This is a genomic window from Streptomyces rhizoryzae (assembly GCF_023155275.1).
GTDB classification, from domain to species: domain Bacteria; phylum Actinomycetota; class Actinomycetes; order Streptomycetales; family Streptomycetaceae; genus Streptomyces; species Streptomyces rhizoryzae.
On sequence record NZ_JALMUV010000029.1, the window covers coordinates 59,983 to 81,546 of the forward strand.

20 protein-coding genes are annotated in these 21,564 nt (G+C 75.0%); 10 read left to right on the forward strand and 10 right to left on the reverse strand.

Annotation, left to right across the window (positions count from 1 at the left end):
* Window positions 1–113 precede the first annotated feature (113 nt).
* Entirely contained in the window at window positions 114–1,283 is a 1,170-nt protein-coding gene (locus tag MUU72_RS22220; RefSeq protein ID WP_248015113.1) for a hypothetical protein, read from the reverse strand.
* 40 nt (window positions 1,284–1,323) lie between these two features.
* Window positions 1,324–2,622 carry a cytochrome P450 gene (locus MUU72_RS22225; RefSeq protein ID WP_248015114.1) on the reverse strand — a complete coding sequence of 433 codons (1,299 nt, stop codon included), beginning with the start codon at window positions 2,620–2,622 and terminating at the stop codon, window positions 1,324–1,326.
* 421 nt (window positions 2,623–3,043) lie between these two features.
* Between MUU72_RS22225 and MUU72_RS22230 the strand changes: the two genes are divergently transcribed.
* The 4 genes from MUU72_RS22230 to MUU72_RS22245 all read left to right on the forward strand — a co-directional run bounded on the left by MUU72_RS22230 (window position 3,044) and on the right by MUU72_RS22245 (window position 7,561).
* Window positions 3,044–4,444 (forward strand): FtsW/RodA/SpoVE family cell cycle protein, encoded by a 1,401-nt coding sequence (locus MUU72_RS22230; RefSeq protein WP_372503238.1) that lies wholly within the window; start codon window positions 3,044–3,046, stop codon window positions 4,442–4,444.
* On the forward strand, window positions 4,441–5,907 hold the full coding sequence (locus MUU72_RS22235) for a penicillin-binding transpeptidase domain-containing protein (RefSeq protein WP_248015115.1): 1,467 nt from the start codon (window positions 4,441–4,443) through the stop codon (window positions 5,905–5,907). The genes MUU72_RS22230 and MUU72_RS22235 overlap by 4 nt, the downstream gene beginning before the upstream one ends.
* 63 nt (window positions 5,908–5,970) lie before the next feature.
* Entirely contained in the window at window positions 5,971–6,453 is a 483-nt protein-coding gene (locus MUU72_RS22240) for an HD domain-containing protein (protein ID WP_248015116.1), read from the forward strand.
* Between the two features lie 322 nt (window positions 6,454–6,775).
* The gene (locus tag MUU72_RS22245) at window positions 6,776–7,561 is read left to right on the forward strand and encodes an ABC transporter ATP-binding protein (protein WP_248015143.1); all 786 of its coding nucleotides are present in this window, start codon (window positions 6,776–6,778) and stop codon (window positions 7,559–7,561) included.
* Here MUU72_RS22245 and MUU72_RS22250 read toward each other — a convergent pair.
* Window positions 7,558–8,028, reverse strand: coding sequence for a MarR family winged helix-turn-helix transcriptional regulator (locus MUU72_RS22250; protein ID WP_248015117.1), 471 nt, complete (start codon window positions 8,026–8,028; stop codon window positions 7,558–7,560). The genes MUU72_RS22245 and MUU72_RS22250 overlap by 4 nt on opposite strands.
* A gap of 201 nt (window positions 8,029–8,229) precedes the next feature.
* On the opposite strand from MUU72_RS22250, the gene MUU72_RS22255 reads away from it, so the two are divergent.
* Window positions 8,230–9,135, forward strand: a complete 906-nt coding sequence (locus tag MUU72_RS22255) for an alpha/beta fold hydrolase (RefSeq protein WP_248015118.1) — start codon at window positions 8,230–8,232, stop codon at window positions 9,133–9,135.
* Window positions 9,136–9,226: 91 nt separating this feature from the next.
* Here MUU72_RS22255 and MUU72_RS22260 read toward each other — a convergent pair whose 3' ends face one another.
* On the reverse strand, window positions 9,227–10,336 hold the full coding sequence (locus MUU72_RS22260; RefSeq protein ID WP_248015119.1) for a ferritin-like domain-containing protein: 1,110 nt from the start codon (window positions 10,334–10,336) through the stop codon (window positions 9,227–9,229).
* Between the two features lie 220 nt (window positions 10,337–10,556).
* Here MUU72_RS22260 and MUU72_RS22265 point away from each other — a divergent pair, with 220 nt between their 5' ends.
* From MUU72_RS22265 to MUU72_RS22275, 3 genes are all read left to right on the forward strand, one after another.
* The gene (locus MUU72_RS22265; protein ID WP_248015144.1) at window positions 10,557–11,483 is read left to right on the forward strand and encodes an AurF N-oxygenase family protein; all 927 of its coding nucleotides are present in this window, start codon (window positions 10,557–10,559) and stop codon (window positions 11,481–11,483) included.
* An 82-nt stretch (window positions 11,484–11,565) separates the two neighbouring features.
* Entirely contained in the window at window positions 11,566–12,306 is a 741-nt protein-coding gene (locus MUU72_RS22270) for a TetR/AcrR family transcriptional regulator (RefSeq protein WP_248015120.1), read from the forward strand.
* A 10-nt stretch (window positions 12,307–12,316) separates the two neighbouring features.
* On the forward strand, window positions 12,317–12,580 hold the full coding sequence (locus MUU72_RS22275; protein WP_248015121.1) for a DUF8847 domain-containing protein: 264 nt from the start codon (window positions 12,317–12,319) through the stop codon (window positions 12,578–12,580).
* 39 nt (window positions 12,581–12,619) lie between these two features.
* On the opposite strand, the gene MUU72_RS22280 is transcribed toward MUU72_RS22275, so the two are convergent.
* From MUU72_RS22280 to MUU72_RS35380, 5 genes are read right to left on the reverse strand one after another with little or no spacing between them, the layout of a single operon-like run.
* The gene (locus MUU72_RS22280) at window positions 12,620–13,873 is read right to left on the reverse strand and encodes a styrene monooxygenase/indole monooxygenase family protein (protein ID WP_248015122.1); all 1,254 of its coding nucleotides are present in this window, start codon (window positions 13,871–13,873) and stop codon (window positions 12,620–12,622) included.
* A gap of 58 nt (window positions 13,874–13,931) precedes the next feature.
* On the reverse strand, window positions 13,932–14,582 hold the full coding sequence (locus MUU72_RS22285) for a GTP-binding protein (protein ID WP_372503239.1): 651 nt from the start codon (window positions 14,580–14,582) through the stop codon (window positions 13,932–13,934).
* Window positions 14,563–14,964, reverse strand: a complete 402-nt coding sequence (locus MUU72_RS22290) for a DUF742 domain-containing protein (RefSeq protein ID WP_248015123.1) — start codon at window positions 14,962–14,964, stop codon at window positions 14,563–14,565. The genes MUU72_RS22285 and MUU72_RS22290 overlap by 20 nt, the downstream gene beginning before the upstream one ends.
* The gene (locus MUU72_RS22295) at window positions 14,961–15,455 is read right to left on the reverse strand and encodes a roadblock/LC7 domain-containing protein (protein WP_248015146.1); all 495 of its coding nucleotides are present in this window, start codon (window positions 15,453–15,455) and stop codon (window positions 14,961–14,963) included. The genes MUU72_RS22290 and MUU72_RS22295 overlap by 4 nt, the downstream gene beginning before the upstream one ends.
* Window positions 15,452–18,364: a sensor histidine kinase gene (locus MUU72_RS35380; RefSeq protein WP_282504439.1), complete on the reverse strand. Its 2,913-nt coding sequence runs from the start codon at window positions 18,362–18,364 to the stop codon at window positions 15,452–15,454. The genes MUU72_RS22295 and MUU72_RS35380 overlap by 4 nt, the downstream gene beginning before the upstream one ends.
* A gap of 640 nt (window positions 18,365–19,004) precedes the next feature.
* On the opposite strand from MUU72_RS35380, the gene MUU72_RS22305 reads away from it, so the two are divergent.
* Window positions 19,005–19,850 (forward strand): hypothetical protein, encoded by an 846-nt coding sequence (locus tag MUU72_RS22305; protein WP_248015124.1) that lies wholly within the window; start codon window positions 19,005–19,007, stop codon window positions 19,848–19,850.
* Window positions 19,851–19,878: 28 nt separating this feature from the next.
* On the opposite strand, the gene MUU72_RS22310 is transcribed toward MUU72_RS22305, so the two are convergent.
* Window positions 19,879–20,370 (reverse strand): MarR family winged helix-turn-helix transcriptional regulator, encoded by a 492-nt coding sequence (locus MUU72_RS22310; RefSeq protein WP_372503240.1) that lies wholly within the window; start codon window positions 20,368–20,370, stop codon window positions 19,879–19,881.
* Between the two features lie 293 nt (window positions 20,371–20,663).
* Between MUU72_RS22310 and MUU72_RS22315 the strand changes: the two genes are divergently transcribed.
* Window positions 20,664–21,524 carry a lysozyme gene (locus tag MUU72_RS22315; RefSeq protein ID WP_248015125.1) on the forward strand — a complete coding sequence of 287 codons (861 nt, stop codon included), beginning with the start codon at window positions 20,664–20,666 and terminating at the stop codon, window positions 21,522–21,524.
* Window positions 21,525–21,564: the final 40 nt, after the last annotated feature.

Genomic DNA, 21,564 nt, shown 5'->3' on the forward strand with positions numbered 1-21,564 from the left:
TGGTCTCGTGCGGGTGGGGGCGTCTCCTGGTGCGGAAGCCCGTCGGGCCGCATCACGTCAGGAGAACTTTAACGAGGCCGCGGGGCCGCTCCCCGGGGCACGGGCCGGTCCGCTCAGCGGAAGTCCCGGTCGAGCCGGATGTGGTTGCACGGCAGGCACAGGGCGTCGGCGGCCCGCCGGACCAGGGGGCCGGCGTCCGCGCCGTCCGCCGGCTCGGCGCGGGCGGCTGCGAGGACGAAGACGGGGACCCGCGCCGCCCGGATCATCGTGGTCAGCAGATCGCCGGGGTCCGCCCCGGCGCCGGACGCCGGGGAAGAGTGCGCGTGGCGCAGCCAGGACTCCGCGCAGAACAGCACATCGCAGGCCGGGAGGGCGGCGGGCCCGGGGCCGGAGAGGAGCCGGGCCGGATAGCCGGCGCGCCGGAGGGCGTCCGCCGCCTCGGCGGCCAGTTGTTCGCCCCGGTCGGCGGGGAGACCGGTCAGGACCAGCACGGTCTTCTCCTGAGCCGTGTACGCGGCCCGTACCGCGTCCAGCACGTAGCGGCGGGCCGCCCCGGGGTCCGATGCCAGCCGGAAGTCGGCCTCGTGCCGGCGGGCGGCGGGCCCGTCCGGGCCGCCGAGGCGGGCGGGTACCGGGTCCTCGGTGAAGAAATCGGGCACGAGCCGTCCGGGAGCCGGGGCCAGGCGCTGCCGAAGGAACCTGATCAGCGCGCCACGCGAATCGCGGGTGAAGACGCGCGACAGGGCCGTGCGCGGGTATCGGAGCAGGTCGGCGACGTCGCCGTCGGCCGCGTTGTGCAGGTAGGCCAGGCTCGTCAGCCGGTCCTCGTGCTCCGCGAGGGCCGGCTGCGCGGTGATCAGCGCGCGGCAGAACGCGGCGGTCTGCTCGGCCGGGTGGCGCTTGGTCTTCCCGATCTGCTTGGCGACCCGGAAGCGTCCGGCGCAGTCCGGGTCGGCGGTGACGCGGCGCCACCGCTTGAGCTCGGCGACCACGTAGGACGGGGCCCGGGTGGCGGGGTGCAGTCCGGCGAGGACGACGTCGGCGGCGGGCACGTCCGGCAGGGCGTACTCGACCATCATGTCGACGGCGCCGAGGCCGGCGTCGCGGAGGTCCCGGGCCATCGCGGGGAGGCTGGTCCCCCAGGCTTCCTTCTCCCCCTTGCTGGACCGGTTCCTGCGGCCCTGCGCGACCTTCGCTTCCTCGGCGGCCTCGAGCGCCGGCACCAGTCCGCCGTCCAGGTGCAGGGCGTGCAGTGCGTCGGCGGACAGCCGGATCAGATACATCCCGCCCCCGCGCGCCGGCCCCGCCCCGCTCTGTCGTCTTTCAGCTGTCCACCCGTACCGGCAGGGCGTCCAGGCCGTAGACGATGGAGAGTTTGCGGAAGGCGAGGTCCTGGGGGGCGGTGGCGAGGCGCATGGTGGGGAAGCGGCGGACCAGGGCGGGGTAGGCGGCGCGGAGTTCCATGCGGGCGAGTTCGGCGCCCACGCAGCGGTGGATGCCGTAGCCGAAGGCGAGGTGGGAGGGGATCTTGGCGCGGTCGGGGTCGAACTGCTCCATGCCGGGGCCCAGTTCGGGGTCGCGGTCGGCGCCGCTGAGGGAGCACAGGACGACGTCGCCGGCGGCGATCTCGACGCCGGCGATCTCCATGTCCTCGCGGGCGAAGCGGGGGAAGGCGACCTGGACGACGGTGAGGTAGCGCAGCAGCTCTTCGACGTAGCGGTCGACGGCGTCGTCGCCGTCCTTGAGGGCGGCGAAGTGGCGCGGGTCCTGGAGGAGGACCAGGGCGCCGAGCGCCAGCATGCTGGCGGTGGTCTCGAAGCCGCCGGTGAGGACGCCGTCGGCGAGGCCGGCCAGTTCCTCGTCGCTGACCGCGTCGCCGTGTTCGCGGACGATCATGCCGAGGAGGCCGTCGCCGGGGTTGGCGCGCTCCTTCTTGACGACCTGGCGGAAGTAGGCGAGCGATTCGGATATGGCGCCGAAGGAGGCGTTGGCGCCGCTGAAGAGGTCGAAGCGGGCGGCGCTCAGGCGCTCGAAGTCGGCGCGGTCCTCGTAGGGGACGCCGAGGAGTTCGCAGATGACGAGGGAGGGGATGGGGAGGGCGAAGGAGGCGACGAGGTCCACCGGGGTGCCGTCCTGGCCGGCCTTCTCCATCGCGTCGAGGCGCTCCTCGACGATGTCGTGGATGCGGGGGGTGAGCCGGCTGAGCCGGCGCATGGTGAATTCGGGGGTGAGCAGGCGGCGCAGGCGGGTGTGGTCCGGCGGGTCGGCGAAGCCGAGGCCGCCGGGGTTCTGTTCGGCGCCGGCGCCGGCCTTGCCGACGAGGTTGGTGAAGTCGGAGCTGAAGGCGCCGGCCTTGCCGAGCACCGCCTTGGCCTCGTCGTAGCCGGTGACCAGCCAGACGTTGGCGGCTATCGGCACCGGCAGCTTGCTGATCGGCTCGCGGGCGCGGACGGCGGCCAGCTCGGGCACCGGGTCGAGGCCGTCGCGGCGCAGCGGCATCAGGACGGAGTCGGGGAGGAAGGACATCCGGGAGAGGTCGAAGCCCTTTTTCCTCGTTCTCGCCAGGTAGAGGCGGCCGGCCCAGGCGAAGATCCGGGAACGGAGGGTCGTCATGGCGCTCATACTGCCTTTCGTCGCGGGGGACGGTCACCCGCGCTCGGCCGCCCCCGTGGGCCGAAACGGCGCGGGACCTTTACTCGGCGTGCACTGTGTCGTACGCCATAGCCCCTCGCGTGCGGCGCCATGGCGCTGGGCCATGGCGTCGACCGGTGCGATCGGTCGTCCGCATCAGCGTGACGAGCTCGGCCTTCTGCTGTTCGTTCTGACCGAGTTTACAAAGTGCTGACGGGGACGTTCACGGAACGGCCGCCTGCCGCCCCGGGCGGGACCCTGATTCTTCCCCTAGGGGATCGGGGAGCCGTTCGGCCCTGGTCCGGGGGGCCGGGGGCGGCGGTCGGCGGAGGTGGGGGCGACGGCGGGCGACTGCGGGGGCGTTCCGGGTGACTTGAGTGGAATGTGCCGATTTGCTTGCTACGTTGCCGCTGTGGACGTGGTGGACGGGTTGGTTGTGGTGGACGGGGCCTCGCCCGCGGCGCCGCGCGGAGCCGGGCGGCGCGGGGTCGAGCTGGCGCTGCTGCTGGGCGCCGTGCTCATCAGCGTCTGCGGCTATCTGGTGGTGGGGGTGGCGCGGGGGCACGCGGTGCCGGACGGGGCGCTGCGGTACGCGGCCGGGCTGGGCGGCCTGGCGCTGCTGGCGCATCTCGCGGTGCGGTTCGGTGCCCGGCACGCCGATCCGCTGCTGCTGCCGACCGCGGTGCTGCTCAACGGGCTCGGGCTGGTGCTGATCTTCCGGCTCGACCTGGAGACCGCGGACGACCGGGCGGCGCCGGCCCAGCTGGTGTGGTCCGCGGTGGGCGTGACGCTGTTCATCGGGGTGGTGGCGGTGCTGCGCGACCACCGGGCGCTCCAGCGGTACGCCTACGGGTGCGCGGGGCTGGCGCTGGCCCTGATGGTGGTGCCGATCCTCTTCCCGGCCGTCAACGGGGCGCGGATCTGGATCCGGGCGGCGGGGTTCTCGCTCCAGCCGGGCGAGTTCGCCAAGGTGCTGATCACGGTGTTCTTCGCGGCGTACCTGGCGGCCAACCGGGAGGCGCTGGCGCACACCGGGACCGCGGTGGGGCGGCTGCGGCTGCCGGCGGCGCGGGTGCTCGGGCCGGTCGTCGGCATCTGGCTGGTGAGCGTCGGGGTGCTGGTGCTGGAACGGGACCTGGGGACGTCGCTGCTGTTCTTCGGGGTCTTCGTGGTGCTGCTGTACGTGGCGACGGGGCGGGCGGGGTGGATCGCGGTGGGGGTGCTGCTGGCGGCGGCCGGGGCGGCGGCGGTGGGGACCCTGGAGCCGCATGTGCACGGCCGGGTGCAGGACTGGCTGCACCCGTTCGCCGGGATCGCGGCGGGCCGGGGGCCGGGGCAGCTGGCGCAGTCGCTGTTCGCGTTCGCCGCGGGCGGCACGTTCGGGACCGGGCTGGGCCAGGGGCACTCCTCGCTCATCGGCTTCGCCATGAAGTCGGACTTCATCCTGGCGACGGTCGGCGAGGAGCTGGGGTTGGCCGGGCTGAGCGCGCTGTTCCTGCTGTACGCGCTGCCGGCGGTGTGCGGCTACCGGACGGCGCTGGGGCTGCCGGACGCGTTCGGCAGCCTGCTGGCGGTGGGGCTGGCGGCGCTGCCCGCGCTCCAGGTCTTCGTGATCGCGGGCGGGGTGATGGGGCTGATCCCGCTGACCGGGATGGCGATGCCGTTCCTGGCGCAGGGCGGGTCGTCGGTGGTCACCAACTGGATCATCGTGGCGCTGCTGGTGCGGCTCAGCGACCGGGCGCGCGGGCCCCGGCCGGCCACCGCCGCGGGGCCCGCCCGCGCCGCGCCGGACGCGGTCGGGGCGGCCCGGTGAGCCGCGCCGTCCGGCGCACCGCCGCGTTCTCCTTCCTGCTGCTGGCCGCGCTGCTGGTCAACGCGGTGCGGGTGCAGGTCTTCGAGGCGGACGCCTACACCGGCAACCCGGCCAACCGGCGGGCCGCCATCGCGCGGTACGCCCAGCCGCGCGGCGCCGTGCTGGTCGGCGGGCGCCCGGTCACCGGGTCGCGGGACAGCGGCGGCCGGCTGCGCTACGAGCGGACGTACACCGACGGCCCGCTGTACGCGCCGGTCACCGGCTTCGCCTCGCAGACGTACGGGACCTCGCTGCTGGAGAGCGCCGAGGACGGGGTGCTGGCCGGGACCGACCGGCGGCTGGCCGCCTTCCCGTGGTGGGACCGGCTGATCCGCCGCCGGCCGCCGGGGGGCCGGGTCGAGACCACCGTCGATCCGGCGATGCAGCGCGCGGCGTTCCGCGGACTGGCCGGCCGGAAGGGCGCGGTGGTGGCGCTGGACCCGCGCTCGGGGCGGGTGCTGGCGCTGGTCAGCTCCCCGTCGTACGACCCCGGGGAGCTGTCCGGCAACGGCCGTTCGGTGACCGGGGCGTGGCGGCGGCTGAACGGGGCGCCGGACCGGCCGATGCTCAACCGGGCGCTGCGGCAGACCTATCCGCCCGGTTCGGCCTTCAAGGTCGTCACCGCGGCGGCCGCGCTGGACGGCGGTCTGGTGCGGGACCCCGACGCGCCGCTGGACGTACCGGACCCGTACGTCCTGCCGGGCACCCGCACCGCGCTGGGCAATCCGGCGGACGGCTGCGAACACGCCGGGCTGCGGGACGCCTTCCGGCTCTCCTGCAACACCGTCTTCGCGCGGCTGGGGGCCGCCGTCGGGCTGCGCGCGATGGCGGAGACGGCCGGGCGGTTCGGTTTCAACGACCCCGGGCTGCGGATCCCGTCCGCCGTCGCGCCCAGCACCTTCGACACGCACATGGACCCGGCGCAGCTGGCGCTCTCCTCGATCGGCCAGTTCGACACCGCCGCCACCCCGCTCCAGATGGCGATGGTGGCGGCGGCGGTGGCCGGCGACGGGCAGCTGGCGCCGCCGTACCTCGTGGAGCGGGTGACCGACGCGCACGGTGTGCAGCTCGCCCCCGGGCCGCGGGAACCGGTCCGGCAGGTGATGAGTTCGGCCACCGCGCAGCAGCTCCAGGAGATGATGACCGACGTCGTGGAGCACGGGAGCGGGCGGACCGCGGCGATCGACGGGTTCACCGTGGGCGGCAAGACGGGGACGGCGCAGCACGGGGTGCGCAACGAGGGCACGCCGTACGCCTGGTTCATCGCGTGGGTGCGGGACCGCCGGAGCCATGAGCCGGTGGCGGCGGTGGCGGTGGTCGTGGAGGACGCCGAGGCCGAGCGCGCGGACATCAGCGGCGGCGGCAGCGCCGGGCCGATCGCCCGCGCGGTGCTGGCGGCGGGGGTGGGGGCGAAAGCGGGGTGAGGGGCGCGGGTTCGGCGCCCCGGGGCGGCACCCGGCGCCCAAGGCGGGCGGCACAATGGCCGGATGGCTTCCGACGCGACCTCCTCCCCCGCCGCCGCGGTACGTCCCGTGCTCCCGCTCGCCGAGGTCGAGGCGCTGGCCCGGCGGGCGCACGAGGGGCAGACGGACAAAGCGGGCCGCCCGTACGCCGAGCACCTGGCGGCGGTCGCGGCCGGGGTGCGGGCGCGCGGCGGCAGCCCGGCGCAGATCGCCGCGGCCTGGCTGCACGACGCGGTGGAGGACGGCGCGGTGAGCCCGGAGTGGCTGGCGGACGCGGCGCTGGACCCGGCGGCCAAGGCGATCGTCCGGGCGGTCACCAAGCGGCCCGGCGAGCCGGTCGAGGCGTACACCGCCCGCATTCTGGCCACCCCGGGGGCGCTGCTGGTCAAGGAGGCGGACCTGGCGCACAACGCCGATCCGGCCCGGCTGGCCGCCCTCGACGCGCCGACCCGGGAGCGGCTGACCGCGAAGTACGCCCGGGTGCGGGGGCTGCTGGGGCTGGGGTGAGCCGGTAGGGGTCGCGGGCACCCGTGGTGCCGGGGGGTGCGGCGGTGTGCGGGCACGCCGCGCGGTGGGCCCGCACCGGCGGTGCGCCGGGCCGTACGCCGGTGGCCCCCGCCCCGCCCCGGCCCGTGCGCCGGGAGCGGCGCGGCCGCACCGCGCGGCCGGAAAGGACCCCCGTTCTTCCACGACTCGGACGTCCGGGCGGAAAGATGCCGTACACAGCTAATCTGCCGCGATGACTCCCACGCAGCCTTCGGCACCGCAGTCATCGGCACCGCAGTCATCGGAACCGCAGCCCGCCGCGCCGGGCTCCCCGCACCGCCCGGTGATCGCCGCGCTGGCCGGCGTCGGCGTCCGCCGCTACACCACCGGCCAGGTCATCCTCGACGGCATCGACTGGACCGTGCGCGCGGGTGAGCACTGGGCGCTGCTCGGGGCCAACGGGGCGGGGAAGACCACCGTGCTGCGGCTGATCGGCGCGCTGATGTTCCCCACCACCGGCACCGTCGAGGTGCTCGGCCACCGGCTGGGCCGGGTGGACGTGCGGGAGCTGCGCGCCGCCATCGGCCTGGTGTCCGGCGCGCAGAAGGTGCCGCAGGACGCGACCGCGCACACCGTGGTGCTGACCGGCGCGACCGGCACCGTGCAGCCGCTGTGGCGGAGGTACGACGACGCCACCCGGGAGCGGGCCGGTCAGCTGCTGGCCGAACTGGACTGCAAGGAGCTGGCGGACCGGCCGTTCGGCGTCTGCTCGGGCGGGCAGCGGGCCCGGATCCTGATCGCCCGCGCGCTGATGGCCGACCCGTCGCTGCTGCTGCTCGACGAGCCGTTCAACGCGCTGGACCTGCCCTCCCGCGAGGACCTGATCGACGCGCTGCACCGGCTGGCCGCGGGGCGGCCGGAGCTGGCGACGGTGACGGTCACCCACCACCTGGAGGAGCTGTCCCCGGCCATCGGGCACGCGGTGCTGCTGCGCGAGGGGCGGGTGCAGGCGCGCGGCCCGGTGGCGGAGGTGCTGACCGGCGCGCGGATGACGGCCTGCTTCGGGCGGCCGATCGAGGTCTCCCGCCACGAGGGGCGGTGGCTGGCCCGGTCGGGGCGGCGCGCCTAGGAGGGGGTGTCCGCCTCCGCCGGGGTCCCCGTGGCGGCCTCCGCCGGGGCCTGGGCCGCGTCCCGCACGCCCGTCAGGAAGCGGCGGACCGCGTCCCGTTCGCCGGGGCCGAAGGTGTCGAGCAGGGTGAGGGTGCGCGCGATCAGCGGCCCGAAGAATGCCTGGCCCAGGGCGACCGCGCGCTCGTCCACGGCCAGCAGGACCCGGCGGCGGTCGCGGGTGTCGCGGACCCGGCGGAGGTGGCCGAGCCGCTCCAGCCGGTCGACCAGCGCCGTGGTGCCCGCGGAGTTCAGGCCGAGCCGGCCGCCGAGCCGCCCGGCGGTCAGCTCCTCACCGGCCCGGGCCGCGTCCAGCAGCGCGATCAGCGCCCGCAGGTCGGTGGGGTGCAGGCCGTTGCGGGCGGCGAACTCCGCGCCCGCGAGGTCGAGCCGCAGCGTCACCTCGCGCAGCAGGTGGACCAGGTCCATGCCCGCGGGCTCCGGTGCCCGTTCCGGTGATCGGTCCCGTGCCGCCGCCACGGTGCGCCGCCCTTCGCCGTACGTCGGTGCCGCGTGTGCGGCCCACAGGCAACCTATCCGGCGCGGAACGCGTAGGATCCCGATTACCTCGCTCAGCGAGATAATCGATGGGCGAGACACCTGCCGTCCCCGCGCCCCTGGAGGTGCACCGTGCCGACGACACCGGCGTCCCCCGCCCCGCTCCCCTCCCCTGGCTCGCCCCCGGCCCGCGCGTTCCGCTCCGCGTACGAGCGGGCCCTGGCGCTGTGGCCCGTGGCCGCCGAACGGCTCGATCTGGAAGGGGAGTTCGGCACCACCCGGGTCACCGCGTGCGGGCCCACCGGGGCACCGCCGCTGGTGCTGCTGGGCAGCGGCGGGACCGCCTCGCCCGGCTGGTACGCGCGGGTCGCGGCGCTGGCGCGCACGCACCGGGTCTGCGCCGTGGACGTGCTGGGCGCGCCGGGGCTGAGCGTGCCCGGCGGGCGGCCGCTGCGGCGCCCGCCCGAGCTGATGGCCTGGCTGGACGGGGTGCTCGACGGGCTGGGCGCGGACCGGGCCGCGCTGCTGGGCCACTCGTACGGGGGCTGGATCGCGCTGTCCTACGCGGTGCACGCGCCGGACCGGGTGGCCCGGCTGGCGCTGCTCGACCCGACGCAGTGCTTCGCCGGCTACCGGGCGTCGTACCTGGTGCGCGCGGCGCCGCTGTTCGTCCGGCCCGGTGCGGCGAGCGCGCGGCGGTTCCTGGCGTGGGAGAGCCGCGGGGGGCCGGCGGTGGCGCCCGAGCTGGTGGGGCTGATGGGGGCCGGCGGGCGGGCGTTCCGGGGCCGGCCGGTCACCGGGCCGCGGCCGGCCGCCGCCCGGCTGGGCTCCGCGGCGCCGCCCGCGCTGGTGGTGCTCGCCGGCCGCAGCCGGGCGCACGACGTGGCGCGGGTCGCCGAGTCGGCGCGGCGGGCCCTGCCGGGGGTACGGCTCGCGGCGCCGGCGGACTGCGGCCACCACGTCCTGCCGGAGCTGCGCTCGGCCGAACTGGACCGCCGGCTGGGGAACTTCCTGGCGGACGGCGCGGACGGGGCGTGATCCGGGGGCCCCGCCCCCGACCGCCTCGCCGAAGACGCCCCGCGCGCCGGGCCCGCGCTGCCGCCGCGCGGCGGGCCCGTCCCCCGGCGGCTCAGTCCGGGCGGGCGCCCTCGGCGATGGTGGCGGCCACCTCGGCGGCGCGGGCCGCCTCCTCGGCGGCGAACCGCTCGGCGTCGAGCCGTTCGGCCAGCTCCTCGTCCCGGCTCAGCAGCGCATCCAGGCCGGCGTCGCCGAGGTCGAGGACGCCGAGGTCCACGTAGGCGCGCTGGAGGCGTGCGCCCCACAGGCCGATGTCCTTCACGCACGGGACGATCCGGCTGAACAGCAGCTTGCGGAAGAGCCGGAGGAACTCCGAGCGTTCGGCGAGCTCGGCGGCCTCCCGGTGCGGGATGCCGAAGTTCTCCAGCACCTCGGTGCCGCGCAGCCGGTCGCGCATCAGGTAGCAGCCCTCGATGACGAACTCCTCGCGCTCGCGGAGTTCGGCGTCGGTGAGCTGCCGGTAGTGGTCGCGCAGCGCCATCCGGCCGAACGCGACGTGGCGGGCCTCGTCCTGCATGACGTAGGTGAGGATCTGCCGCGGCAGCGGCTTGGTGGTGGTGTCGCGGAGCAGGCCGAACGCGGCCAGCGCCAGGCCCTCGATGAGCACCTGCATGCCGAGGTAGGGCAGGTCCCAGCGGGCGTCGGAGAGGGTGTCGCCGAGCAGCGCCCTGAGGTCGTCGTTGACCGGGTACAGCAGCCCGATCTTCTCCTTCAGGAAGCGGCCGTAGACCTCCGCGTGCCGGGCCTCGTCCATGGTCTGGGTGGCCGAGTAGAACTTCGCGTCGAGGTCCGGGGCGGACTCCACGATCCGCGCGGCGCACACCATCGCGCCCTGCTCGCCGTGCAGGAACTGGCTGAACTGCCAGGCGGCGAAGTGCTGCCGGAGCTCACCGCGGTCCTTCTCGGACATCCGGTCCCAGTACGCCGTCCCGTGGAGCGCGAGGGCCTCGTCGGGGGCGCCGAGCGGATCCGCCGGGTCCACCTCCAGGTCCCAGTCGATCCGCTCGGCGGCGTCCCACTGCTTGTCCTTGCCCTTCTGGTAGAGGGCCAGCAGCCGGTCGCGGCCGTCGTCGTACGCCCAGCTGAAGCGGGCCGCGCCGGTGGCGGGGACGGTCCACAGGGGGTCGCCGGGGTCCTGGGCGTAGCACTCTGGGAACGGCACGGGGCTCGCCTCCTCTGCCCGCCCAACAGCTGTGGTGGGGCGGTTGGTTGGCAGGTTCACACGCTCCGCGCCGAGGGGTCAAGAAGTCGTGCGGGAGGGATTGACGCCATTGCTGACAGGCAGTCTCATAAGAGGCGTCCCCCTGTGACCGCGGGTAACTCCTCCGTACCCGCCCCGACCGTGAGGTGTGGCCAGAGCCATGACGAGCACGCCGACCGCAATGACCGTGGCGGACACCGACGTCCTGCGGGACGCCCTCGGGCTGCTCAAGGACCGGGAGCAGGTCGCCGAGCGGCTGCTCGACTCCTCCGCCAAGCACTCCTTCGACCCCGACACCGAACTGGACTGGGACGCGCCCCTGGAAGAGGGCAAGTGGTTCTGGCCGCCGGAGCTGGTCTCGCTCTACGACACCCCGCTGTGGAAGCGGATGTCGCTGGAGCAGCAGCAGGACCTCTCCCGGCACGAGGCCGCCTCGCTGGCCTCCCTGGGCATCTGGTTCGAGATCATCCTGATGCAGCTGCTGGTCCGGCACATCTACGACAAGCCGGTCACCAGCGCCCACGTCCGCTACGCCCTCACCGAGATCGCCGACGAGTGCCGGCACTCCAAGATGTTCGCCCGCATGATCCAGAAGGGCGGCGCCCCCACCTACCCGGTCTCCCGGCTGAACCACAACCTCGCCCGGATCCTCAAGACCGTCTCCACCACGCCCGGTTCGTTCGCCTGCACCCTGCTCGGCGAGGAGATCCTGGACTGGATGCAGCGGCTGACGTTCCCCGACGAGCGGGTACAGACGCTGGTGCGCGGGGTGACCCGGATCCACGTGGTCGAGGAGGCCCGGCACGTCCGGTACGCCCGCGAGGAGCTGCGCCGCCAGATGGTCACCGCACCGCGCTGGGAGCGGGAGCTGACCCGGCTCAGCTCCGGCGAGGCGGCCCGGATCTTCTCCGTCGCCTTCGTCAACCCGGAGGTCTACACCAATGTCGGCCTGGACCGGCGGGAGGCGGTCGCCCAGGTCAGGGCCAGCGGCCACCGCCGTGAGGTGATGCAGAACGGCGCCCGTCGCCTCACCGACTTCCTGGACGAGATCGGCATGCTGCGCGGCGCCGGCCGCCGCCTGTGGCGCAGCTCGGGGCTGCTGGCCTGAGATGTCCGGAACGGGACGTTCGCACGCCGTACGCCCCGAGCGCCTGTGCGACTCCGAAATCCCGGCGGTTACGCTGCTGTTCATGAACGGCAGCGGCACCGCCCCAGCAGTACCCAGACCCGCCTACCGACGGCTGACCGTGGAGCAGCGCCGCAGCCAGCTGCTGGCTGCGGCGCTGGGCCTGTTCGCCCAGCGCGCGCCCGAGGACGTCTCCCTGGACGACGTGGCGAGTGCCGCCGAGGTCTCCCGGCCGCTGGTCTACCGCTACTTCCCCGGCGGCAAGCAGCAGTTGTACGAGGCGGCGCTGCGCAGCGCCGCCGACGAGCTGGAGCGGTGCTTCGCGGAACCGGAGACCGGCCCGCTCACCCAGCGACTGGGCCACGCCCTGGACCGCTACCTGGCCTTCGTCGACCAGCACGACGCCGGGTTCAGCGCACTGCTCCAGGGCGGCAGCGTGGTGGAGACGTCCCGGACCGGCGCGATCGTGGACGAGGTCCGGCGCGCCGCGGCCGAGCAGATCCTGCGCCACCTGGGCGAGCCGGAGCCGGCGCCGCGGCTGCGGACCACGGTCCGGATGTGGATCACTGCGGTCGAGGCGGCCTCGCTGATCTGGCTGGACGAGGGGAAGCAGCCGCCGCTGGACGAGCTGCGGGACTGGCTGGTGGACCACTTCGTCGCCCTGCTGACCGCGACCGCGGCCCGGGACCCGCAGACCGCCCACGTGGTGCGCGCGGCGCTGCGCGCGGAGCCCGCGGACGGCCCGGCCGGCGAGCTGGCGCGCCGGATCCTGCCCGTCGTGGGCGACGCCGCCCACCTGCTGTGACACTGGGCCGGTGCGCAGCGAGAACACCCTCTTCACCGGCGGGCCGCTGGACGGCCGCGTCCTGCCCGTCCTGCTCGGCCCCACCGGCCTGCCCCCGAAGACCTACGAGATCCCGGTGCCCCGCGACGACGGGCGGCCCCCGGAGGTGCACGTCTACCTCCGGGTGCCCGGCCCGCCGGGCCGCCTGGGCCTGCCCCGCGGCTGGCGGTACGCCTACGCCCCGGAGGGCCGGCCCGCCCGGCGGCTCAACTGGCCCTGGCGCGGGCGCCGTTGAGGCACCCGCGCGGCACCGGCCGGGCGGCCCGGACCGGCGTCAGCCGGTCAGCGACGCCAGGTACGCCGCCGTCTTCTCCGGCTCGAAGAAGAAGTTCTCGAAGTCGGCGGGGTTGTCGAAGCCGTTGGCGAAGCGGTCGGCGATCGGCTGGAGCTGGCCGGCCGCGCCGAGGAGGTTCAGCACGTGCTCCGGCGGCGGGGCCAGCATCGCGTTGGTCCACTTGGTGACGTGCTGGGCGGTCCGCCAGTAGCGGTCGAAGGTGGCCTGCATCCACTCCGCGTCGAACGGCGCGTCGCCGCGCTCCACGATGGACGCGAGGTAGGCCGCGGCGCACTTGGCGGCCGAGTTGGAGCCCTGGCCGGTGATCGGGTCGTTGGCGACGACCACGTCCGCGACGCCCAGGACCAGGCCGCCGGAGGGCAGCGTGCCGATCGGGTTGCGGACGGTGGGGGCGTAGCGGCCGGCCAGCGTGCCGTTGGCGTCGGTCAGTTCGACCTTGGCACTGCGCGCGTACTCCCACGGCAGGAAGGTCTTCATCAGGTCCAGCGTCAGGTCCAGGTGCTCCTGGGGGTCCCGGACGCCCTGGAAGGCGTCCACCGGGCCGCCGGGGATGCCCTCCCAGAAGAGGATGTCGGCGCGGCCGGAGACGGTCAGCGTCGGCATCACGAACAGCTCGCCGACCCCGGGGACGATGTTGCAGCGCACCGCGTCGAACTCCGGGTGCTCCGGGCGCGGGCCCATCCCGTGGACGTAGGCGACGGCCAGCGCGCGCTGCGGGGCGTCGTACGGCGAGCGGGCGGCGTCCCGGCCGAACATCGACACCAGTTCGCCCTTGCCGGCCGAGACCAGCGTCAGGTCGTAGCGCTGCGCGAAGAAGTCCAGGTCGGAGACTGCCGCACCGTGGATGACCAGCTGGCCGCCGCGCTGCGCGAAGGTCTCCATCCAGCCGGCCATCTTGACCCGCTGGTCGACGGACTGGGCGTAGCCGTCGAGCCGGCCGACCCAGTCGATGGCGCGCTGGGTGCCGCCGGGCGCCTCGTGGCTGCCGGGGGCCGCCACCGAGACGCCCAGCCCCTCGATGTTCGGGGCCTGGTTCTCCCAGAAGTTGAGTGCCAGGTCGCGCTCGTGCTGGAGGGCGGTGTGGAACATGCACTGCGTCGACATGACCCGGCCGGAGCGGATCTCGTCGGCGGTGCGGTTGGACATCAGGGTGACCTCGTAGCCCTGGGCCTGGAGGCCGAGCGCGAGCTGGAGACCGGACTGGCCGGCTCCGACGATGAGTATCTTCCGCATGGCGGGGCTCTTCTCTGTTCCTGCTGTTCGGGGGGTGTGAGGGGTGGCGGGAAAGAGGCTATTCGGGCGTGACGGACAGGGCGTGGCCGACCAGTCCGAGCAGGGCCTGGATGACGGTGGGCCGGCGCCGGGCGTCCATCACCACGATGGGGACCTCCGGCGGCACGGTCAGCGCGTCGCGGACGTCCTCGACCTCGTAGCGCTCGGTGCCCTCGAAGTGGTTGACCGCGACGACGTAGGGCAGCCCACAGCTCTCGAAGTAGTCCAGCGCCGGGAAGCAGTCCTCCAGCCGCCGGGTGTCGGCCATCACGATCGCGCCGATCGCGCCGCGCACCAGGTCGTCCCACATGAACCAGAAGCGCTGCTGCCCGGGCGTGCCGAAGAGGTACAGCACCAGGTCCTGGTCGAGGGTGATCCGGCCGAAGTCCATGGCGACCGTGGTCGTGGTCTTGTCCGGCGTCGCGGACAGGTCGTCGGTCGCCTCGCTGGCCTCGGTCATCACCGCCTCGGTCTGGAGCGGGGTGATCTCCGAGACCGATCCGACGAAGGTGGTCTTGCCGACGCCGAAGCCGCCCGCCACCACGATCTTGGTGGCGATCGGCGCCTGCGACCGGTCCGTCTGCCAGCTCTGCAGCCCCGCGTCGTCGGTCGCGGGACCGGCGGCGGGACCGGCCCCGCCCGCTATCGTGTCAGAGCCTGTGAAGTCCACTCAGCACCCTTTCGAGCAGCGCCCGGTCCGGCCGGCCGGTGCCGTGCCCGGTGCCGTAGACGCGAATCTTTCCCTGGTCGGCGAGGTCGCTGAGCAGGACGCGGACCACACCCAGCGGCATCTTCAGCAGCGCGGAGATCTCCGCGACCGAGCGCATCCGGCGGCACAGCTCGACGATCGCGCGCATCTCCGGCATCACGCGGTCCCCCCAGTTGCCCGCGGTGAGCTCGCGGCGCTCCTCCGGGGCGTCCAGCGCGGCCACGAACGTCTCGACGAGCAGCACGTGGCCGAATCGCGTCCGGCCGCCGGTGAGCGAATACGGCCGGACCCGCGCGGGTTTGCGATCCCCGCCGCGCACGGGGAGTTTGGGGGTACTACTCACTGGGGGCTCTCCATCGACTTGCGGAGTTCGGTGCGGAGTTCGGGAGTCAGGACGTGGCCGGCCCGGCCGACGAAGAGCGCCATGTGGTAGGCGATGACGCTCATGTCGCAGTCCGGGGTGGCGTGCACGCCGAGCAGCGAGCCGTCGCTGATCGACATCACGAACAGGCTGCCCTCGTCCATCGCGACCATCGTCTGCTTGACGGCACCCCCGTCCATCAGCTTCGCCGCGCCGTTGGTGAGGCTGCCGAGACCGGAGACGATGGTGGCGAGGTCGGCGCTGGAGCCGCCCGGCCCGTCGTGCTCATCGGGCCGGCCCGCGGCCTCCATCCGTCCGGGGTCGGAGGAGAGCAGCATCAGGCCGTCGGAGGAGACCACCGCGACCGAGTGGATGCCGGGCACCTCGTCGACCAGATTGCTCAGCAGCCAGTGCAGGTTGCGTGCCTGGGTGCTCAGTCCCTGTCCATGGGCAGTGGGCGCTTGCGCCTTCAATCGCGTGCCTCCTCGCCGGTATGGCTGTGTCCCGGGGCCCCCGCTCCGTCGGTGTCCGTCTGTGGGATGGTCTGCTCCGCGGTACGTTCCGCGATCTCTGCGGCGACGTCCCGCCGGCCGGCGGTCGCGCCCTGCTGGAAGCCGCCGAGCCGGCGCCGCAGCGCCTCGGCGTTGGCCGAGCCGGTCTTGCGGGGCGCGGTGGGCGCCTTCTGCTGGGCCACCACCTTCGGCGTGCGCTTGGGCAGCCCGGTGCCGGTGCGGCGGCGCAGCGCGGGCCCGCCGGCGGTCTCCGCCCCGGGGGCGTCCCCCTGCGCGTCCCCGGCCCGCGGTGCCGGGACGGCCGCCGGTGCGGCGGGCTCCCCGGCGGGCGCCGGGCGGGTGTGCTCGTCCGGCCCGATGGCGTACGGGTCGGCGGCGGGTGCCGGGGCGGCGTGCCGGCCCGCCGCGGGCGCCGGGGCGTCCCCGGCGGGGGCGGCGTCCCCGGGGCGGGTGTGCTCGCCCGAGGCGCCGGCGCCGGCGGCGTACGGGCCCGGCGACTGCGGGCCGTACGGGCTCGGGGAGGCGTCGGGCGCGGCGGACGGCGCGGTCCGGTCCCGGTCCGCCGCGGCCGGGCCGTCCGGCCGGGCCGGGGCCCGGGCCGGCTCCGGGGCCGGGGCGCCGAGGCCCGCCGCGTCGATGGCGCGTTCGGCGGCGGCCACGAACGGGTCGCCGGTGAAGGCGGCGGTGCCGGCCGGCTCCGGCCGGGCGGGCTCCGGGGCGGCCGGGGCGGACGCTTCCGGTGCGGCGGGGACCGCGGGTGCCGCCGGGGCCGCCGGTGCGGCGGCGGGGCCGGGGTCGAGCCGCGGCATCCGGGTCTGGAGGGTGTTGGAGTTGGCCTCCGCGGCCGAGCCGGGCAGGACCTGGCCGGCCCCCGCGCCCCTGGCCGGGGCCGGGCCGCTCGCCGCCGCCGGCGCCGGGCGGTTCGGCAGGATCGAGCCGGGCAGCACCACGACGGCGGTGACGCCGCCCTGCTTGCGGTCCCGCAGCTGGACCCGTACGCCGTGCCGGGCGGCCAGCCGCACCACCACGTACAGGCCCAGGCCCAGGGCCTCGTCGACGGTCTCGGAGGTGGCGGCCACCTCGGCGTCCGAGAGCCGCTCGTTGACCTCCGCGAGCCGGTCCGCGGTCATCCCGATGCCCTCGTCCTCGACCGAGAGCATCAGCTCGCCGCTCTCCAGCAGCCAGCCGGAGAGCTCCACGTGGGCGTCCGGCGGGGAGAACGCGGTGGCGTTCTCCAGGAGTTCGGCGACCAGGTGGCTGAGGTCGTCCGCGGCGAACCCGGCGACCTGGGCGTGCGGCGGCAGCGAGACGATCCGCACCCGCTCGTAGCGCTCGATCTCGCTGACCGCGGCGCGCAGCATGTCCAGCAGCGGCACCGGCCCGGAATGGGTGCTGCCGTGCTGTTCGGCGCCGGCCAGGACCAGGAGGTTCTCGCTGTTGCGGCGCATCCGCGCGGCGTAGTGGTCGAGCTTGAAGAGGGTGTCCAGCCGCTCCGGGTCCTGCTCGGACTCCTCCAGCGACTCGATGACCGCGAGCTGGCGCTCCACCAGGCCCAGGGTGCGCAGCGAGAGGTTGACGAACCGGCCGTGCACGCCGGTGCGCAGCACCGCCAGCCGCTCGTGCAGCGCGGCGACCTCCGCGGTGAGCGCCTCCGCCTGCTCCTGGAGGGCCTCCCGCTCGGCGACCAGCCGCTGCCGGCCGCCGGCCAGCCGCTTGCGCTCGCCCTCCATCTCGGCGGAGCGCCGGGCCGCGTCGGCGACCTGGGCGTGCAGGGCGTTGACCGACCGGATGGCGGCGGCGTACTCGTCGTTGCGGCCCTTGTAGTGGATCGGCTCCTCGTGGCCGGGGTCGGCCGCCAGCCGCTTGGCGCCCAGCCGCAGCGCGGCCAGCGGCTGGGTCATGGTGCGGGCGGCCCAGACGGCGGTCCCGACGGCCAGCAGGAGGCACAGGCCCTCCAGGCCGATGGTGATCTCCAGGTCCGTCACGTCGTCGTCGCGCAGCCGGGCCAGCCGGTGGAACTCGGCGGTGGCGATGGCGGACTCGACACCGCGCATCAGGCCGATCCGGGCGGTCAGGGCGGCCTGCACCCGGCTGCGGCTGAGCGCGATGTCGGCGGCGTCGAGGTAGGGCCGGTCGGTCAGCCGGGTCAGGTAGCGCTCGGCGGTGTCGACGTCGGTGCCGTTGACGGTGCGCTGGTAGCGGTCCCGGGCGCCCTGGCTGGCCTGCTGGTTGAAGTCGCCCAGCGCGGCCTGCTCGCGGACGTTGGCGACCTGGGCGGCGGCGGTCAGCCGGGGCTGGGTGCCGCCCGCCTTGAGGCCGGCCATCAGCAGCGCGCGGGCGCCGGCGGCCTGGTCGGCGGCGCGGCCCAGGGAGGGCAGCGCGCGGGTGTCGGCGGCGCCGCCGTCGGCCCGGGCGGGCAGACCGCGGGCGATGTCGTCGCTGATCGCGCCGAGCGCCTGGACGGCCTCGCTGTAGGCGTCGTAGACCTGCTCGGCGGTGGCGGGCCCGGACAGCGCCTTCTGGCGGGTCTCCGGCAGCTGCTTGAGGAGCTTGTCGGCCGCGGCGAACGCGCCGCTGTCCGCGGTCACGCCCTGGGCCCGGTCGCGCAGCTCCCCGATCTGCCGGTCCACCTGGGCGCGCTGGTCCTCGGTGGGGGCCGCGGAGAGGTTGCGGCCGGTGCGCCCGGCGGCGACGTACGCGGTCATCGCGTCGCGCTCGTCGGCGAGGGCGTGCGCGAGGGTGATGGCCTGGGCGTTCACCCCGGCGAGGTCGACCAGGTGCTGGCTGGCGTGGGTGTTGTCGGTGGCGGTCGCCAGGGCGGGGGCGCCGGCCCCCAGGACGGCGACGGCGACCACGGCGACGGCTCCCATGAGCCGGTTGCGGACCCGCGCGGGACGCCGTCCCGCGCCGTCCGCGCCGCCCGCCGCGCCCGGTCCCGTCCCGGATCCCGTGGCCGGTCCGGAGACCGATCCGGCCGGCGAACCCGGCTTCCCCGCGCCGCCCCGAAGCCGCTTCTTCCGCACCGCTGCTCGCATTCCTGTCTCGCCTGCCCACGCCGTACCGGCGTCGCGGACCCGGCTCGCTCACCGCTCGCGGGACGGATCTGCGCGAAAACCGCGGCAGCGCACAATTCCGCGAGGGGGAACAGTCCGGCTCTGCGCGTCGCGACGGACGTTCTGGCCACCCCGGTTGATCCGGGAGACGACCATTCCACCGGCGCCGCGCAGTGGCTCGGCAACACAGGGCCGGCCACCTGAACGAGTGAACAACAATCGGAGTTTGACCATCAACTTCCGTGCCGCGCCACCGCCGTCCGCAACCCCGCGCAACCCCCGGACGGGTTTGGAGATGCGTGCCGGTCCTGGAAGGATGCCCCGCCCCCGCACCGCCGCTCCGGCAAACCGGACTATTTGCCTCCGCTCCGCCGGACCGCCCCTTCCGGCCGCCCGAACCGGCCCGCCGCCGCCCCGTCACCAGCCCGTTCCGGCCGCCTCCGGCAGACTTCCCGGCATGCGCATCGCACTCGCCACCGAGCCGGGCGACCCCCAACGCCCCAACGAGGACTACGCGTCGGCCGCCCTCCCGGCCTCCGGGGAGGGCGGCGCCCTGGTGCTGCTGGACGGGGTCACCCCGCCCGAGGGGGACGTCGGCTGCGTCCATTCCGTCCCCTGGTTCACCGCGCGGCTCGGGGGCGCAATGCTCGAACTGTCGGTTTCACACCGGGACATGACGCTGACCGAGGCGCTCGCGGCGGCCGTGCGCACGACGGCCGACGCCCACCGCGACACCTGTGACCTTTCTCACCCCCGTACGCCGCAGGCAACGGTGGTCGCCGCGCGCTGGTCCGGGCAGGCCGTGGAGCACCTGGTGCTGTCCGATTCCGTCCTGCTCCTGGAGAAGACGGACGGGTCGGTGCATCCCGTACGGGACAGCCGGCTCGACGACCTCCCGGCCCCGGTCCGGGCCCGGCGCGCGGCGGTCCGGGCGCTGCCCCGCGGCTCCGCCGAACGCGCGGCGGCGGCCCGGGAGTACGTGCGGGCGGTGGAGGCGCTGCGGAATGCCGAGGGCGGGTTCTTCACCGCCGCGGCCGATCCGTCGGTGGCCGGCCGCGCGCTGACCGGCACCACCCCGTCCGCCGCGCTGCGCGCGCTGACCGCGCTGAGCGACGGCGCGGGACGCTGGGTGGAGGTCTTCGGCGCGGGCTCGTGGGCGGACTGCGCGGCGCTGGTCGCGGCCGCCGGGCCGCAGGCGCTGATCGACCGGGTCCGGGCGCTGGAGGCGGACGACCCGCAGTGCGCGGCCTTCCCGCGCGGCAAGGCCCGGGACGACGCGGCGGTGGCCCACGTGGCGCTGTGACCGGGCGCGCCGCCGCCGGTGCGCCGGCTTACGCCTCCTCGCTCTCCTGTTCGGCATTCAGCCGGTGCAGCAGGCGGGCGAGTTCGGCGACCTCGGCACGGTCCCAGGAGGCCAGCCGGCGGGCGTAGCGGGCGCGGCGGGCGGTGCGGACGCGGTTGAAGCGGTGCCGGCCCTCGTCGGTGACGCGGACCAGCACCGCGCGGCCGTCGGCCGGGTCGGGGGCGCGGGCGACCAGGCCGAGCTGTTCCAGGGCGTGCAGCTGGCGGCTTATGGTCGCCTTGCCGACGCCGAAGAAGGCGGCGAGGTCGGTGGCGCGCTGGGAGCCGGCGTCGGCGAGCCGCACCAGCAGCCCGTAGGCGGCCGGTTCGAGGTCGGGGTGGACCTCGCGGGCGAGTTCTCCGGAGGAGGCCCGGGCGCGGCGCAGGAATACCGCCAATTCGCGCTCCAGGGAAAGGAAAGCGGGGTCCACGCCCATCGGCTCGCCGTCCCCCGTGGTACCGCCGGTTCCGGTCTCGTGCACGTCAGCGCCCCTTCCCGCGTCGTCCCGCATGTCCCGCAATTCCCCCGTGTTCCCCGCGCGCCGCGTTTCCGTCGGCTGAAAATTTCCGTTCCGGGCGTACGGAGAGCGCAGTTGGGACAGTATTTCGCAGGAGTAGACCAACGGCAGCCCGCGGCCCCCCTTGGCACGGGGGTCTACGCGCGTATCGTCGTTTCTGGCATGACCACACCAAGAGGCATGCCGGTTCCCCCCTCACCGTTCCTTCCGCTCCACGCCATCGCACCGAGAACGACCGAGATCTACGGAGGCACGCCATGCCCGTGCTCAGATCCGGCTCCCCCCACCGTTCCGCGCGCTCCCGCGCGACCGTGGCCGGGATCCTCCTCGCGACCGTCTCCCTCCTCGCCGGCCTGCCCGGCACCGCCGGCGCCGCGGCCCCCTCCCGCGCGCCCGAGCCCCGCCACCCGGACCAGGACTGGGCCGGCTCCCAGATCGCCCGGCACGAGGGCGCGACCACCGGCCTCCTGCCGGCGCTGCCCTCGCTGACCGCGTCCGTCGAGGGCGTCGACGTCAGCAGCCACAACGGCAACGTCGCCTGGTCCACGCTGTGGAGCAGCGGCGTCAAGTACGCCTACGTCAAGGCGACCGAGTCCACCAGCTACACCAACCCGTACTTCGCACAGCAGTACAACGGCTCCTACAACAGCGGGATGATCCGCGGCGCCTACCACTTCGCCACCCCCGACACCTCCAGCGGTGCCGCCCAGGCGAACTACTTCGTGGACCACGGCGGGGGCTGGTCCAAGGACGGCAAGACCCTGCCGGGCGCGCTGGACATGGAGTACAACCCGTACGGCGCGACCTGCTACGGGCTGAGCGCGACCGGGATGGTGAACTGGATGAAGGACTTCTTCGCCACCTACCGGTCCCGCACCGGCCGGGACGCGGTGGTCTACACCTCCACCAGCTGGTGGCAGCAGTGCACCGGCAACTCCACCGCGTTCGGCAGCGTCAACCCGCTGTGGGTCCCGCGCTACGGCTCCTCGGTCGGTGAACTCCCGGCCGGCTGGGGCTTCCACACCATCTGGCAGTACACCTCCTCCGGTCCGACGGTCGGCGACCACGACCGCTTCAACGGCGCGTACGACCGCCTTCAGGCGCTGGCCAACGGCTGACGCGCACGGCGGCCGGCCCGCCCCGCCGGGGGGAGCGGGA

What these genes read in the sequence shown, in the direction of transcription:
- MUU72_RS22220 (WP_248015113.1), bottom strand. Translation starts at nt 1,283, where the DNA reads ATGTATCTGATCCGGCTGTCCGCCGACGCACTGCACGCCCTGCACCTG.
- MUU72_RS22225 (WP_248015114.1), bottom strand. Translation starts at nt 2,622, where the DNA reads ATGAGCGCCATGACGACCCTCCGTTCCCGGATCTTCGCCTGGGCCGGC.
- MUU72_RS22240 (WP_248015116.1), top strand. Translation starts at nt 5,971, where the DNA reads ATGGCTTCCGACGCGACCTCCTCCCCCGCCGCCGCGGTACGTCCCGTG.
- MUU72_RS22250 (WP_248015117.1), bottom strand. Translation starts at nt 8,028, where the DNA reads ATGGACCTGGTCCACCTGCTGCGCGAGGTGACGCTGCGGCTCGACCTC.
- MUU72_RS22265 (WP_248015144.1), top strand. Translation starts at nt 10,557, where the DNA reads ATGACCGTGGCGGACACCGACGTCCTGCGGGACGCCCTCGGGCTGCTC.
- MUU72_RS22270 (WP_248015120.1), top strand. Translation starts at nt 11,566, where the DNA reads ATGAACGGCAGCGGCACCGCCCCAGCAGTACCCAGACCCGCCTACCGA.
- MUU72_RS22280 (WP_248015122.1), bottom strand. Translation starts at nt 13,873, where the DNA reads ATGCGGAAGATACTCATCGTCGGAGCCGGCCAGTCCGGTCTCCAGCTC.
- MUU72_RS35380 (WP_282504439.1), bottom strand. Translation starts at nt 18,364, where the DNA reads ATGGGAGCCGTCGCCGTGGTCGCCGTCGCCGTCCTGGGGGCCGGCGCC.
- MUU72_RS22305 (WP_248015124.1), top strand. Translation starts at nt 19,005, where the DNA reads ATGCGCATCGCACTCGCCACCGAGCCGGGCGACCCCCAACGCCCCAAC.
- MUU72_RS22315 (WP_248015125.1), top strand. Translation starts at nt 20,664, where the DNA reads ATGCCCGTGCTCAGATCCGGCTCCCCCCACCGTTCCGCGCGCTCCCGC.